Below are 14948 nucleotides of genomic sequence, written 5' to 3'. Positions count from 1 at the left end.
GCACCCGTAGCTCAACTGGATAGAGCACCAGACTACGAATCTGGGGGTTAGAGGTTCAAGTCCTTTCGGGTGCACCACACAGCTTTTCCTGAAAATCAGTGCGTCAATTCTTCCAGAACGCGATAGACGTCTTCCCATTCGTATGGCTTGGGAAGAAATGCTGTTTTTTCCGGAAGGATCCTCTGTCCTTTCAGAAACGCACCTGATGTCAGAACAATTCCAATATTTGGCCAGCGCTGCACGACAGTCTCTGCCAGATCAAGGCCGTTGATCCGTCCGGGCATATTCACGTCAGAAAAAACCAGATCGACGGTTTCGCCCTTCAAGAGAATATCCATCGCTTCATCGCCAGTGGCAGCAAGAATCGGGTTGTAGCCTGCATCCTCAAGCATATCTGCGGCGAGAAATCTCAGCAGGGCCTGATCCTCGACAACAAGAACATTTTTCCGCTCAGTCAGATAATTGCCTCCAGCATGCATGCCGTGAGACTGCCCGACTGACGTCGTTCCTTTCCCTGACATGACATACATAAAGAAGCGCCCTCCTGGACCAAATATTGGTTGGAAAAACCAAAAAGGTGTTTCCCAGGCTTTCAAACGTCCGATCTGGAGGATGTTTGCAGAATTATGAAAATTCTTCTCTCGGCCCTACCGAACAAGAGGGGCAGCAAGCCCCCCGGGACCGACATCGGCGCCCACGGCCAGACCGCCTATTCCCCATGAGCCGTCGGATATGCGGACCAACAGGGGCGCGCCACTCACACCTTTGGTCGCCTCACAATTATGATGCACAAGCCCGCTCACCGTGATGCCGTTGATATTACACTCCACATCCCCGAACGGTACTTCACTTCTGTCCTGTGGATACCCGACCAGCATGGCACTCATGCCGTCTTTGACCGCCACAGCCGGAAGGAGATCGGAGGCAACAGCGACCGGATGATCCATAAGCAGCGTGGCGCGGTCATTGCTGCCTGTTGCCGCCTCATTCGCTGGATCATAACCCGCCGGAATGACGAAACGCTTGACCTGTGCGTGCTGTCGGTACCCACCACGGGCGTATCCCATGAGAACATGAATGTCCTTGGGCTGAATATAATGATGCGTCGCAGGTAGCCAGAGGCAGTGGGCCGCTGTCATCACAACAGTCGGAGCAACGGCAAATCCGGTACAGCGACCGCCCAACTCTGTCTGCACACGCGCCAGAATCCGCCATGGCGCCTGATTGACGTCTATCAACTCCCGCCGCGCTCCGTCTCCCAGACCCGGAAGTGTTAACGGCACCTGCGCAAACGCGCCACCCGCCCCGCACAGCCCGAAAAGTTCCAGAACACCGGCCAGCAGACAGGAGCGGAATTTCATCCCAGATTGTCCGGCCCGAACGCATCAGGCAGTAACTCGGCAAGTGTCCGGGTCAAGAGGATTTCGCCTTTTGTAGAAATCATATGCACCTTCAGATCCGGCTGACCGAACTCACGAAGTTTCTGTCGGCATCCTCCACACGGTGTACACGGCTGATCGCCGCCGCCAACAATCACAATTTCCTCAATACGCGTACCGCCACCAAGAACCATTGCGGAAATGGCCCCGCCTTCTGCGCAGGTTCCCAACGGATAGGCTGCATTCTCTACATTACAGCCCGAATAGACGACACCATCACATCGCAGAGCCGCCCCCACCTGAAAGCGGGAATATGGCGCGTAAGCACGGGAACGGGCATCAAGGGCCCGGCAGATCAGTTCTTCCATCATAATTCCGACATTAGCGCCTGTGTGAACGGCTTGGAACATCCATGCGTCCACGATACGGTAGAACCATCATGAACGCTCCCTCTTCTGCCCCCTCCTTCAATGACCTTCTGACGAGCCGCCCTCCTCTGGAGGTCAATGCGCGCGACGGCCTTCTTTTTGAAGGCGTGCCCCTGCATGTCATCGCTGCTGTTGCTGGTACGCCCTGCTGGATCACGGGGGCTGGTACGCTGCGCCGTCGTGCCAATGCTCTCAAAGCCGCATTCGAAGCCCGCAACCTGCCGGTTCACTTCCACTTTGCCATGAAATCCCAGGATCATCAGGCAACCCTGACCATTCTGCGGGACTGCGGCTACGGCGTGGACATCGTCAGTGGCGGCGAAATGACCCGTGCATTACACGCTGGCATCGCCCCCGATGAAATCGTCTTTTCTGGTGTTGGCAAATCGGATCTGGAACTTCGTGCAGCCGTGGAACGCGAAATCCGTCAGATCAATGTGGAGAGCGTGGAAGAACTCCATCGCCTGAACGAGATCGCCCGTGCCTGCGGGAAGGTGGCCCGTGCGGCCCTGCGTGTGAACCCGGACGTCGATGCACAGACTCACAACAAGATCAGCACTGGCCGCGCTGGCGACAAGTTCGGGATCGAGCATCGTCGCGCCGTCGAACTCTATGCCGAAGCAGCCACGCTCGATCATGTGCAGCTTGTTGGTCTGGCGGTGCACCTTGGAAGCCAGATGCTAACGGCTGAACCTTTCCGCCAAGGCTATAGCCGCCTTGCGGATATGGTTCGTGAAATTCGCGCCGCCGGTCACACGGTCGAAACCATCGACTGCGGTGGTGGTTTGGGTATCCGCTACAAGGATGAAGTCGCCCCTCCACCGGAAATGCTGGCTGGCGTCATTGCTGAAACGCTGGGTGATCTTGATGTTGCTCTCAGCATCGAGCCGGGCCGCTGGCTTTCCGCGCCGACAGGGGTTCTTCTGTCCCGCGTCATCGAAACCAAGGCGGGCAATCCGGATTTCGTCGTGATTGATGCCGCCATGAACGATCTGGCCCGTCCGGCGCTTTATGATTCCTGGCATGGTATCCTTCCCGTCGCCCCGGCCGTCTTCAGTGACGCGCTTAAGCCGTGGGATGTGGTAGGACCTGTCTGCGAAAGCAGTGATATCTTCGCGAAGGATCGCATTCTGCCTGCGTCCCTGAAGCGCGGGGATCTCGTTGTCCTTCTGGATACGGGAGCCTACGGATCCGTCATGAGTTCAACCTATAATTCCCGACCGTTCGCCGCTCAGGTTCTGGTCGATAACGGGCGCTGGGAGATCATCCGCCAGCGCCAAACCGTCGAAGACCTGATTGCCGCAGAAACTGTTCCAGACTGGCTCCTGCCCGCCCATGGCTGATCCGATTGCCGCAACAGCCCGCCTCGTTTCCCTTCGCCGTCGCGCAAGGCGCGTTCTGTGGTGGGAACGTGCCTGGCCAGCCCTGCGCTGGTCGCTGCTTCTTGCGGCATTCTATGGTCTGGCCAGTCTGGCCCGTATTCCCCAGTCTTTGCCGGACTGGCTTCATGCCCTCTTTGAAATGCTCGTTCTGGGAACGGCACTCTGGCTCGGCGTCAAGGGACTGCGATCCATCCCACAGCCTACGGAAGCGCAGGTTGATCGACGGATCGAACGGGATTCCCATCTGGCGTATCAGCCACTTCTAACACTTGCTGACCGCCCGGCCTATGCAGGCAATGGGGAACAGGCCGCCATTTGGGCGCAGCATGTTCACCGCATTGTCGCATCCCTTGGCCCTTTGAAGGTCGGATTTCCAAAGCCGGAGACAACGACCGGTGAGAAGCTGGGTCTTGCCTCTGTCACGGTTGCGCTTGCCGCGGCTGTGGCGCTGAGCGGGCCTCACTCCCTTTCCCGCCTGCATTCAGGCTTTGTGCCCGGCGTGGATGATGACAGCGTTCCCCTGCCATCGGTTCAGGCATGGATTGATCGCCCATCCTACGCACCCGGCGCACCCGTTTTCCTCTCCCAGACGCAGCAGGCAAAACCGGTAACGGTGCCGCAAGGCGCAATCCTGAACGCGACGATTACAGGCTCCAATGGACGCCCTGTTCTCCGTGGAGCCACATCTCTCAGCCATGAGCGGCTCGATGAGAAAAGCTGGAGCGAGAAGGCAACGCTTCAGCAGACAGGCACCATCACACTCTCCTCGCGAGGCCGGACGCTTGGTTCCTGGCGCGTCGCTGTCGAGCCTGACCTTCCGCCCGTAGTTTCATGGGACGGAAAGCCAGCGCCACAGAAGGACGACTGGCGGACCAGCCTTCCGTGGCATGTGAAGCAGTCTTATGGCGTCGCGTCTCTGGACGCTGAAATCCGACTGCCGGGGATTTCGAAGGGCCGTGTGCTCCGCGTTCCCATTCCTCTGGATGGTCATCCCAAGGATGCCAAAGGTGAGGCACGACCAGACCTGTCGTCCGACCCGTTTGCAGGAATGGAAGTTGAAGGACGGCTACATGCTACGAGCGTTTCGGGCCGTGAGAGCCTGAGCGATCCTATTCGTTTTCATCTTGGCGCACGCAAGTTCACGGACCCGCTGGCGCGCGCCATCGTGTCTCTGCGTCGTCGCCTGATGCTTGGGCAGGAACGCCCTCAGCAGGCCGCAGACGAACTGAAACTCCTGACCCAGACCACAACCGTTCACCCGGTTCTGGCCCCGCTGGGTCTCGATATCGCATCCCTCCAGCATGATGCGCCGGAAGGTTCAGCCGAACAGGTTCCGGGACAACTCTGGGCACTCGCTCTGTATCTGGATGACCTGCGGCGGGATGGTCCCGAAATTGCAGACGCTGCCGCAGCTGTGCGTGCGGCCCAACAGAGCGTTCAGCAACAACTCGATCACATGCGGGAACTGGGCGAAAAGGGACACTCTCTTGTCGAACAGGAAGAACTTCAGCGCCGGACGAAAGATCTCAAGGACGCCTTGAATCGCCGAATGCAACTCCTGTTCCAGAAGGCGGCACAAAGCGGCATCATGATGCCTGAGTCCGGTACCAGTTCGGCCGATCCATGGTCTGACCAGATGCAGCGCCTTCAGAACGATGCCTCCCAGGGGCATGGTGACGAAGCCCTTCGCAAACTCCAGCAGATGGAAGACATGGCCGAGCATATGCGTCAGGCCACGCCGGAAGATCTGAAAGCCCTTGCCGCCCAGATGAAGGCGCAGGAAGAAGCCCGCGCCCAGCGGGCCGCCCTGCATGATCTGGTCCATCGGGAAACGATGCTTCTGGATCACGCACAGGCCCGCCTGTCCGCTGCTCGCAAGGCCGCCCTCCCCCCCGATCAACAGGACGGTCATGAGGATATCAGCCAGATGTCCACGGCTGATCTTATGCGTCAGTTGGGCATGCAGCCTCCGCCAGATATGGAACAGACCACCCCAGCCAAACCCGCTGCGCCGACCGACCCGGCTACCGTTGCGTCCCAGTCTCCCGAGCGCCGTCTCGACCATGCGCTTCAGCGGGCATTGTCCCGTGTGGATAATATTCTTGATCGTCGCGTCAAGGATCTGACCGGCAAACCTGCGACGGCCTTTGAAAAAGCCAAGGCAGACATGCAGGATGCCCGGAAGGCTCTGGCAGACCGTCATGATGATGAAGCTGCGACAGCAGAGCAAAAGGTTCTTGCGGATCTCTCCGAAGCTGGAAAACAGATGCGACAGAACCAGAAATCAGGCGGATCGGGTCAGGGCAAAGGCGGAAGCCTGAGCTTCATTCCATCCATGGGAAGCGGCGGTTCCGGCCAGCAGCAGCATGGTGCAGCCGGGCAGCAGGGCGATGGCGGAGACCAGCCCGACGCCGGTGACGATGATGATGGGGATGAAGACCGCAAGGATCAGGACCCGCTGGGCCGGAAACTGGGCGAAGGTCAGAACGGCAAGGATTCCGACGCGCACATCCCGGATCGGAATGCGCGGGATCGGGCCAGAGACATTGAACGCGAACTTCGCCGCCGGGCGTCAGACCGTACCCGGCCTCAAAGTGAGCTGGATTATCTGGAACGACTGCTGAAGTCATTCTAAGGCCACAAAAAAGGCGCTCAGGTCATTCCCCTGAGCGCCTTTTTTCATATCAGAAACAAGACCGTCTTACGGCACGCGATAGAACGGGTTCGGCAACAGAAAGCCCTTCTCGGCATGACCATCCGCGAGATCGGAAGGCTGATCTCCGATGCTGGCGATAATCGTGTAACCCTTGGCTTCAATCGCCGCACGGGCTGGTGCCTTGTAATGCGCGGCGTAGCCATGTGAGGTCATGGGACGTAGATCCAGTCCGTCCCAGTGCTTGATCCCAGCCAGATGAAGATTGCGAGCGGTCGCCTCACGTTCGTCTTCATGACGGCCCGTGATGAAGAAGACCGCAACATGGTTCTTCTCAGCTTCATTGATCAGAGCCAGCGTGGACGCAAAAGCTGGCGCACGGCCGCTTTTTTCCCAGGCAATGGCGCCACATGGTCCTTTGGGCAGGGCGTCACAGGGACCGCTGGCAATATACCCAAAATTATCCGCCCGGATTTCATCCCAGTTGGACAGGGTCGTTTCATCAATGTCGAGAACGATCGCAGGCTTGTGCACCTTGGGCGCACGCTCGAAGACCCAATGACGGGCTTGAGCAATCACCGTATCAAAATCATGCTGGTAATCGCCGCTGTCATGATAGGCGCTGGCCGCCATAATGGCATCACCGACATTGGCAGGCTGCTCGGCATAAGCGGCAAGTGGCGTCAGAGCCGCACTGAAAAGAAGCCTGGTTGCGAGCAGAAAGGAACGGGTCATGGCGGAGCCACCTTTCGCGAAAAGAGAACAAGACCGACCCCGACGAGAGCCAGAGCTGTTCCGATAACGGAAACACCCGCATAACCCAAGCCCATGGAGAGCGCGATTCCGCCAAAAGCGGCACCAATCGCGTTTCCAAGATTGAAAGCACCGATATTTACCGAAGAGGCCAGAGCAGGTGCATCATGAGCAGCCTGCATGACACGCATCTGAAGAGCGGGCATTAATGCGAACGTCGCCGCACCCCAGACAAGCGTGGCAATCAGCGCTCCCGGCACCGTCTGAGCAGCCCAGGGAAAGAGCAGCATGACGGCTCCCAGAATGGGGAAGAACATCAGAAGGCTTCCATCCAGCGAGCGATCTGCACTTCGACCGCCAATCGCATTACCGATCGAAAAGCCAACACCTGTCAGCATCAGAGCAATCGTAATCACCAGAGGGCTGGCATGCGTGATGTGCTGAAGGATTGGCGCGATATAGGTGTAAAGCACAAACATGGCCCCTGCCCCGATCGCCGTTGTTGTCAGAGCCAACAGCACATTGATACGCAGAAGAGCCTTGAGTTCACTGGCAACGTCTGGAACGGGCCCTGCCTCACGCGCTGGAAGCGCCCACTGTACGGCAACCATTGTTAGAAGACCGAGAATAGCGGTCACCCCAAAAGCCATGTGCCATCCGAAATTCATGCCAAGCCAGGTCGCCGCCGGGACGCCAATGATATTGGCAATCGTCAGACCCATGAACATGGTCGCCACTGCACTGGCCCGACGCTCCGGCGCGACAACGGCAGACGCTTCAACAGCTCCGAGGCCGAAGAAGGCCCCATGGGCCAGACTGGTGAGTACGCGGGAAGCAAAAAGAAGTTCATAGCTTCCAGCGACTGCGGAGAGCAGGTTGCCAGCCACGTAAATCCCCATGAGCAATGTCAGGGCAGATTTACGGCGCAGTCTTGCCAGAAGAAGCGTAATGAAAGGGGCGCCAACCATGACGCCTACGGCATAGGCCGTCACAAGGCCACCCGCCTTCGGTACGGTAACCTGAAGGCCCTGCGCGATAACAGGCAGAAGGCCCATCGGGGTAAATTCGGTTGTACCGATGGCGAATGCGCCCACGGCCAGAGCCAGCAAAGGCCAGTTCACGGGCAGTCTCCGGAAATAACAGGTGGTTCGAGGATCATCGAACCATGCCAGTCCCGGAGCATCAGAACAAGATGAAGTGTTACATCATCCCGTTCATGTGCATGCCGGGCTCCATGCCGTCCATATGCATGGCCTTGTGCTTCGGGTCATCGATTTTGCACTTATGGTCTTGAACTTCCTCACCGGAAGCCCGGTCCAGAGCGTGAGCGACGTCATCCAGAATAACGAAACCACCGTGATGTCCCGGCGTCACCACAATCGTGTGATCGGCCATATCCCCCGCATCGCCCACAAGACGGAACGGCGACGGATCAAGTGTCTGTACCAGCCGTGCGCGATACGGATGGCCATAGAGCGAAACAGGCGTCCAGGCTTCACCGATCATGTTCTTGTCGATTTCAGCGCGAACGTAAGGCGTCAGGCAATCAATATGAATGTGGAGCTGGTCCTGCGTCCGGCCATCACGGGAGTTGATGGCGAGAGACAAATGCTCATCCGGGACTGGAAAACCATATCCTGCCGGAACACGCTGCCGTTCGGCCCAGGCTTCTGCGAAGTAGTTTGGTGTTTCCGGCTGAAGCAGCGATGCGTCCTCAATCCCAGGAACCTTCTTTGTAGGGATCAGAAGATACTGACCGTGCCCGTACAGATCCTTGAGCAAAGCATAACCGTCCTGAGGGTCATAAACTGCGCACGGGTGATGCTCTGCATCCTTAGCGCATCGACTGCCTACCAGTTCCCAGAGCTTGTTACGGTCATGCCCCGGCACCTTTCCACACGCCACCAGCCCGCCGCCGATCGTAACGGCTGCCATCAGGCCCAGAGCGGCCCCAGCGCCAAACTTCATCCTCAAACTCATTCTTCCCTTACCTGACACTCTAACTGCATGACTGCTGCCAGTCTTTCAAAACGTCGGCGGACTGCACTGCCCGCAGCGCGCACGCTGCGGGCCCCCAAAATCAGGACAAGCTGCTGGTCTTCCACCAGCAGGCGACATTCCTCCAACAGCACAGTCGTCCCGGCGCAGAGTGTATAGGCCAGACGGAGAGCCAGACCCAGCCTCACAGCCCGGTCGATTTCCGAACGGGACAGAAGCTGGCGGGAAGGTTCGATCAGGGACGCATCCATCGCCACTTCATAACGAACCGCAAGAGTCAGTCCGATAAAGGCGCGGGCTGCATGTTCAAATCCAACCCCATGGCAATGCATCACGCGCTGATAAGTCTGTTCGGCACGATACTCTGGATGATCGTAAGATCCGATATCCGACAACGTACAGGCAAGCTGACGCAAACGACGCTGCCATGGTGTTTCGTCGCGGAACAGCGGTGCTGTCCATCCAGTCAGGGCATTGGACAGTGTAACGCTGCGCGCAAGACGCCCGGCCATCTCCTCGGCCAAAGCCGTCATCGGGTCATCGCCAGCAACGGACGAGGCCACATGCTTCATGTACCAGCCTTCCCGCAGGCCATCGACACTGAAGACAACCTTGGACGGACGCACGCGCTCCATCAGGCATTTCAGAACAACGGCGGCGAAAGGCGCATCCCCAAGACGTTTGCGAGGCGCATTCGGAAGTTTTTCAAGCGTCCGCTTGGAAGCACCGATCACCCAATCGGACATCTCCCGCGCTTCTCCTTCGGACAGCGTGAAAAGATGAACCAGATTGAGCGGATACTGCGTACGGGCAATCTGCAACCGGGCCAGCGCACGGAAAGCCCCACCCACCAGATACAGCGGACGACCCGTCATACCCGGGAGCCAGTTAACCTCCCGAAGCAATTCAGATGCAATCTCCGCTGCGCTTTCAATACTACCTTTGGCCCGATCCTGAAGACGGATCACACCTAATTTAGTCGTCAGGGCTTCGTAATACTGACCATCGGCGACATGGATCAGTTCGAGCGAGCCACCGCCGATATCCGCTACGAGACCGTTCGCTTCCGGCAGTCCGCACAGCACGCCCCGGGCGGCATAATCCGCCTCTTCCGTCCCTTCGAGAACACGAATGGGCACACCCGGCATCCGTGCACGGATGGCCGATACGAAATCCGGACCATTGGACGCATCCCGCACCGCCGCGGTGGCCAGAACCTCAAAAGGCTCCGCTCCCATGGCACGGGCTACCGTATGAAAACGTCCCAGCACGTCCATCGCCAGCGTAACGCCTTCGTCATTCAGGCGTCCCGTTGCATCCAGACCGCGCCCCAACTTGAGCGTAACTTTCTCATTGAAGATGGGGAGCGGGTTGCGCGCAACGCCTTCAAAAACCACGAGCCTGACTGAATTGGACCCGAGATCAACGATGGCGGAACGCTGTGCAGATAATGACATGTGGTTCAGTCTTCCAGAATCCGGTCAGGCCGCTCGCGTGGGCGATGGGCCTCCGGAAGAGCTTTCTCCCGCGCGGCCGAACCCCGGCCGGACAGGGATGGATTGTTCATGAAGTATTCATGGGCAGAGAATGGATGCGCACCCGGAGACACCCGATGCCAGCGGCCGTCTTTCAACAGCGTCCAGCTTTGGAGGTTGTCCTTGATGTTCATCGTCATGATCTGGCCGAGAATCTGGGCATGAACGGTTGGATTGGTAATGGGCACCATTGCTTCTACCCTCCAATCCATGTTCCGCACCATCCAGTCCGCCGAAGAAATGAAAACTTTTGCCTTGTGAGACGGCATGCGATGGCCATTTCCGAAGGCAAACACGCGTGCGTGCTCCAGAAAACGCCCGACGATGGATTTGATGTCGATGTTTTCCGAAAGCCCAGGAACGCCCGGACGGAGACAGCAGATCCCACGGATGATCCCGACGATCTTCACGCCAGCCTGTGAGGCTTCGTAAAGCAGATCAATAAGTTCCGCATCGACGAGGCTGTTCATCTTCAACCAGATGCGGGCCGGACGACCCGCCTTGGCATGCGCGATTTCATCCCGGATCAGTTGCTCAATCGTTGGCCGGATCGTGATCGGAGAGAATGCGAGGGCATCCATTTTCTCCGGCGTGGCATAGCCGGTCATATAATTGAACAGCTTGGCTGAGTCGGACGCCAGCTTTGGGTCACAGGTAAAGAAGGACAGATCCGTGTAAATCCGCGCAGTGATCGGATGGTAGTTTCCTGTTCCGAAGTGAGCATAGGACCGAAGCGTTCCACCTTCCCGACGCACCACAAGGCTTAGCTTTGCATGCGTTTTCAGGTGTGCAAACCCAAACACGACCTGCACACCCGCAGCTTCCAGAGCACGGGACAGACGGATATTGGCTTCCTCATCAAAACGCGCACGCAGTTCAACCATGGCCGTGACAGACTTGCCAGCTTCAGCCGCTTCGATCAGGGCCTGAACGATGGGGCTGTCGCGGGAGGTGCGATATAGGGTCTGCTTGATGGCCAGAACATTCGGGTCCAGCGCAGCCTGACGCAGGAACTGCACCACGACGTCGAAACTCTCAAACGGATGATGGACCACGATATCCTTGGCACGGATCGCTGCGAAGCAATCCCCGTCATAATCCAGAATGCGTTCCGGAAAGCGCGGCGTGTAAGGCGGGAACACAAGATCTGGACGATCATCGACAATCAGTTGCTTGAGATCGACAACGCCTACGAAACTGGGAAGAACAACAACGTCCTCATCGCCGACACCCAGTTCTTCACCCATCTCGCGACCAAGTGTTTCTGGCAGTTTATGGTCGAGTGCCAGATGAATACCAACCCCACGACGACGCTGCTTCAAAGCCGTCTCGTAGGAGCGAACTAGATCTTCCGCTTCGTCTTCGAATTCCACATCCGTATCACGGATGATCCGCAGAACCCCTGCCGCACCGATGGACAGACCAGGGAAAAGGCGATCCGCAAAAAGCTGGACCAGATCTTCCAGCAGCACAAAGCGGATTTCACCGGACGCATCCCCGCCTGATCCGACTTTAGACGGCAGACGCAGGAAGCGCGGAACCTGTGCTGGCAACAGGATCAGGCCATCCATGACATGCTTTGCCGTTGCCGGGTCTTTCAGACGCATGACGAGTGCCAGCCCCATATTGGGAATAAACGGCAATGGATGAGACGGATCAACGGCGAGTGGCGTCAGAACCGGAAAGACGCGCTCCTGAAACAGCGTGGCAAGCTGCGCGAGATCAGCCTCATCGAGACCTTCCGTTGGCAGGATGGAGATCCCGGCCTCTTTCAGTTCAGCTTCAAGCTGACGCCAGACCCGCTGCTGCTCTTCCAGAAGAAACCGCGCTTTCTGACGAACAGCGGCAAGCTGCTGCACTGGTGTCGCCCCATCGGGGCTGCGCACGACCATCCCTTCCCGAACCTGCCCGACCAGACCCGCTACACGGACGGAATAGAATTCATCAAGGTTACTGGCACTGATAGACAGGAAGCGAACCCGTTCCAGCAACGGATTTCGCGGGCTTTCCGCTTCTTCAATGACACGCTGGTTGAAATCAAGCCAGGACAGTTCGCGATTGATAAACCGCTCGGGAGACGTTGGCATATCCGCATAGTCCTTGGCCGTCGGGACGACCATCCGCCTCCGCCTGGCGCGAGTTACGGCCGCAGTCATGCTGCCCTCACGCGGCTGGCGGGATGTGCGGCGGCGAGGAGCTGGTTTCTTGTCTTCAGTCGTCACGATGGTCTCTTCCGGGAAGCTTGAACCAAAATCCCCATCAGGATCGGGACTCGGAAGAAGCGTGTCAAACGTCGGTTTTGTGTCACTCGCCAGAATGCTCTGACATCAGAAGATCGGGAAGCATTTCCCGCGCCAGTGCCCGTGTGATAGCCGTCCCCCGCGCCAGCGCCGCGTCATCAAGACGTTCAACAGCAGAGACAAGAGCACTTCCCGTGCGCGGAAGATGTCGCCACAGCCAATCCGTCACAGATTGCGACACCACAAGCTGCCGATGCGCCAGAAGCGAGAGCAGCAGTGTGGCTCGCAGGTCATCCTCCGGCTCACCTGTCGCCGTCGTCGCGGTGGCGCGGAGACGACTGGCCAGATCCGCAAGAGCGAAATGGCTGCGTGACGGGGGTAAGCGTCCTACCATCAGAACGCGATCTCCCTGCGCCAAGGCATCGTTGAGAAGATGAAGAAGTGTGGCCTCGTCGCCAGGCGAATCGGCATTATCAATCGCAAGATTCCCCTGCACACGGATACGTCCACCAGAAGAAGAATGCGAAAACAGGCGCGCATCTAGAACGGTAGCGTCATATTCCTGAGCCCAGACGGACAGAAGATGCGTCTTCCCCGTCCCGGCAGGCCCCCAAAGCCATAGCCGTCCATCCGGCCAAGCTTTGCGAGACAGCCATGCTCTTGCAGCGGCATTGGACGGACTTGTAATGAAACGATCAGCTGTGAAAGCCACAGGTCTGCGCAGAGGAAAGGCCATCTGAAGACCTCCATCCCCTCCAAAAGGCCCGGTCTGTCCGTCCTGTTTTGTCATGCAAACCCTTTTTCCATGTCGTTCCGCTCTCAAATAGCGTTCCGCCCGTGCGCAGGATGCTCTAGAACGGCGTCACGTCAACCAGCGGGAAGCTTTCACGATGACCGATCAGCCCGACACCCCTCAGGGCGCCAGCTATGCACAGGCTGGCGTGGACATTGCCGCAGGCGACGCTTTGGTCGATGCCATCAAGCCAGCCGCCAAGGCAACGAACCGCCCTGGAACGATGGGCGGTCTTGGTGGTTTCGGGGCCTTATTTGATCTGAAAGCTGCTGGTTTCACGGACCCGGTTCTTGTCAGTTGTACAGATGGGGTCGGCACCAAACTGATGGTTGCGATCGAAGCCGGGAAGCATGATGAGGTCGGTGTGGATCTTGTCGCCATGTGCGTGAACGATCTGGTCGTGCAGGGTGCAACGCCCCTCTTCTTTCTCGATTATCTCGCGACCGGCAAGCTGTCTGTTGAAGACGCCGCTACCGTCGTGAAAGGTATCGCACACGGATGTGCAGAGTCAGGCTGTGCGCTGGTCGGCGGTGAAACCGCAGAAATGCCAGGCATGTACGCTCCAGGACATTACGATCTGGCGGGCTTCAGTGTGGGAGCTGCAGAACGCAATAGCCTCCTTCCCGCAGGTATCCGCGAAGGTGATGCACTGATTGGCCTCCCTTCTTCCGGTGTTCATTCCAACGGCTTTTCACTGGTTCGGGAAATCGTTCGGCGCTCTGGCCTGGGCTGGAATGCTCCAGCACCTTTTGCAGAAGGACATACACTCGCAGAAGCCCTGCTTACACCGACGCGCCTCTACGTCCGCACAGTTCTGGATCTTCACGCCAAGGGTCTGCTGCATGGCTGCGCCCATATTACGGGTGGTGGACTCCCGGGGAACCTGCCGCGCGTCCTGCCAGAAGGGCTGGGTGTTCGCATTGATGGCGCGTCCTGGACTGTCCCAGCCGTGTTCCGCTGGATGGCCAAGGTAGGCAACGTCGCGGCCGATGAAATGCTACGCGTCTTCAACTGTGGCATTGGTATGGTTCTTGTCACGCCCGAACCAGAACGCGTTCTGACGGAACTCGAAGCCCGTGGAGAGAGTGCCTTCCTGATTGGCGAAGTTGTTCGCTCGGATAAAAACTATGCCCTGACAGCACCGGTTTCCTTTTCATGATTCAGAAAACGCCGATTGCCATTCTGATCAGCGGCCGTGGCAGTAACATGCGTGCCCTGATCGAAGCTTGCGAACGGCCCGATTATCCCGCCCGCATCGCGCTGGTTCTTAGCAATCGGCCAGATGCAGCGGGCCTTGAAGTCGCGCGAGCAGCGGGCCTTCAGACGATTGCAATTGACCATAAGTTATTCGGCAAAGATCGGGAGGCGCATGAACACAAGGTCGATGCAGCAATCCGCGCCTCAGGTGCCGAGATTGTGTGTCTCGCAGGGTATATGCGTGTTCTGACGCCCTTTCTGGTCAATACCTGGGAGGGACGGATGCTGAACATTCATCCAAGCCTCCTCCCCGCCTTTCCTGGCCTACATACCCATGAAGCTGCCTTGACCGCAGGAGCCAAGGAACATGGATGCACCGTTCATCTTGTAACGTCTGGCGTTGATGAAGGGCCTGTTCTTGGGCAGGCCCGCGTGCCGGTGCTTGCTAATGATACCTTCGACACCTTGGCAGCCCGTGTTCTTGAGCAAGAGCACAGACTGTATCCGGAGGTATTACAGAAATACCTCGCGACCAAGAACATTTAAAAAACCATCAAATACGCCATATTATATAGGCCGCCCTAAAAAAT

13 protein-coding genes and 1 tRNA gene are annotated in these 14948 nt (G+C 57.9%); 5 read left to right on the top strand and 9 right to left on the bottom strand.

Going from position 1 to position 14948, the window contains the following annotated elements; translation table 11 throughout:
- Positions 1-77: transfer RNA gene (locus HKD32_RS03385), tRNA-Arg, on the top strand.
- An 18-nt stretch (positions 78-95) separates the two neighbouring features.
- Here HKD32_RS03385 and HKD32_RS03380 read toward each other — a convergent pair.
- The 3 genes from HKD32_RS03380 to HKD32_RS03370 all read right to left on the bottom strand — a co-directional run bounded on the left by HKD32_RS03380 (position 96) and on the right by HKD32_RS03370 (position 1750).
- Complete coding sequence (locus HKD32_RS03380; RefSeq protein ID WP_194257507.1) at positions 96-530, bottom strand: response regulator; 435 nt, start codon at positions 528-530, stop codon at positions 96-98.
- A 117-nt stretch (positions 531-647) separates the two neighbouring features.
- Positions 648-1361: a trypsin-like serine peptidase gene (locus tag HKD32_RS03375; RefSeq protein WP_194257506.1), complete on the bottom strand. Its 714-nt coding sequence runs from the start codon at positions 1359-1361 to the stop codon at positions 648-650.
- Positions 1358-1750: a cytidine deaminase gene (locus HKD32_RS03370; protein WP_194257545.1), complete on the bottom strand. Its 393-nt coding sequence runs from the start codon at positions 1748-1750 to the stop codon at positions 1358-1360. Before HKD32_RS03370 ends, HKD32_RS03375 begins: the two co-directional genes overlap by 4 nt.
- Before the next feature lie 68 nt (positions 1751-1818).
- On the opposite strand from HKD32_RS03370, the gene lysA reads away from it, so the two are divergent.
- A complete protein-coding gene (lysA, locus tag HKD32_RS03365; protein ID WP_194257543.1) occupies positions 1819-3150 on the top strand; it encodes a diaminopimelate decarboxylase in 1332 nt (443 codons plus the stop codon).
- Complete coding sequence (locus tag HKD32_RS03360; protein WP_228118715.1) at positions 3104-5824, top strand: DUF4175 domain-containing protein; 2721 nt, start codon at positions 3104-3106, stop codon at positions 5822-5824. The genes lysA and HKD32_RS03360 overlap by 47 nt, the downstream gene beginning before the upstream one ends.
- A 66-nt stretch (positions 5825-5890) precedes the next feature.
- On the opposite strand, the gene HKD32_RS03355 is transcribed toward HKD32_RS03360, so the two are convergent.
- The 6 genes from HKD32_RS03355 to HKD32_RS03330 all read right to left on the bottom strand — a co-directional run bounded on the left by HKD32_RS03355 (position 5891) and on the right by HKD32_RS03330 (position 13158).
- Positions 5891-6577, bottom strand: coding sequence for an HAD family acid phosphatase (locus tag HKD32_RS03355; protein ID WP_061931675.1), 687 nt, complete (start codon positions 6575-6577; stop codon positions 5891-5893).
- The gene (locus HKD32_RS03350) at positions 6574-7716 is read right to left on the bottom strand and encodes an MFS transporter (protein WP_061931673.1); all 1143 of its coding nucleotides are present in this window, start codon (positions 7714-7716) and stop codon (positions 6574-6576) included. The genes HKD32_RS03355 and HKD32_RS03350 overlap by 4 nt, the downstream gene beginning before the upstream one ends.
- Before the next feature lie 79 nt (positions 7717-7795).
- Entirely contained in the window at positions 7796-8563 is a 768-nt protein-coding gene (locus tag HKD32_RS03345) for a CDP-diacylglycerol diphosphatase (protein ID WP_061931671.1), read from the bottom strand.
- A gap of 8 nt (positions 8564-8571) precedes the next feature.
- A complete protein-coding gene (locus HKD32_RS03340) occupies positions 8572-10050 on the bottom strand; it encodes a Ppx/GppA family phosphatase (protein ID WP_023945328.1) in 1479 nt (492 codons plus the stop codon).
- Positions 10051-10055: 5 nt separating this feature from the next.
- Entirely contained in the window at positions 10056-12284 is a 2229-nt protein-coding gene (locus HKD32_RS03335) for an RNA degradosome polyphosphate kinase (protein ID WP_382385278.1), read from the bottom strand.
- Between the two features lie 148 nt (positions 12285-12432).
- Entirely contained in the window at positions 12433-13158 is a 726-nt protein-coding gene (locus HKD32_RS03330) for a DnaA/Hda family protein (RefSeq protein ID WP_010502879.1), read from the bottom strand.
- Between the two features lie 100 nt (positions 13159-13258).
- Between HKD32_RS03330 and purM the strand changes: the two genes are divergently transcribed.
- Together purM and purN are read left to right on the top strand one after the other, a co-directional pair.
- Positions 13259-14320, top strand: coding sequence for a phosphoribosylformylglycinamidine cyclo-ligase (gene purM / locus HKD32_RS03325; protein WP_194257505.1), 1062 nt, complete (start codon positions 13259-13261; stop codon positions 14318-14320).
- On the top strand, positions 14317-14904 hold the full coding sequence (purN, locus tag HKD32_RS03320; protein ID WP_061931665.1) for a phosphoribosylglycinamide formyltransferase: 588 nt from the start codon (positions 14317-14319) through the stop codon (positions 14902-14904). The genes purM and purN overlap by 4 nt, the downstream gene beginning before the upstream one ends.
- The last annotated feature ends 44 nt before the right edge of the window (positions 14905-14948 follow it).

It is taken from the genome of Gluconobacter japonicus (genome assembly GCF_015244665.1).
GTDB lineage: Bacteria > Pseudomonadota > Alphaproteobacteria > Acetobacterales > Acetobacteraceae > Gluconobacter > Gluconobacter japonicus.
This window is presented reverse-complemented; position numbering and strand designations above follow the sequence as displayed.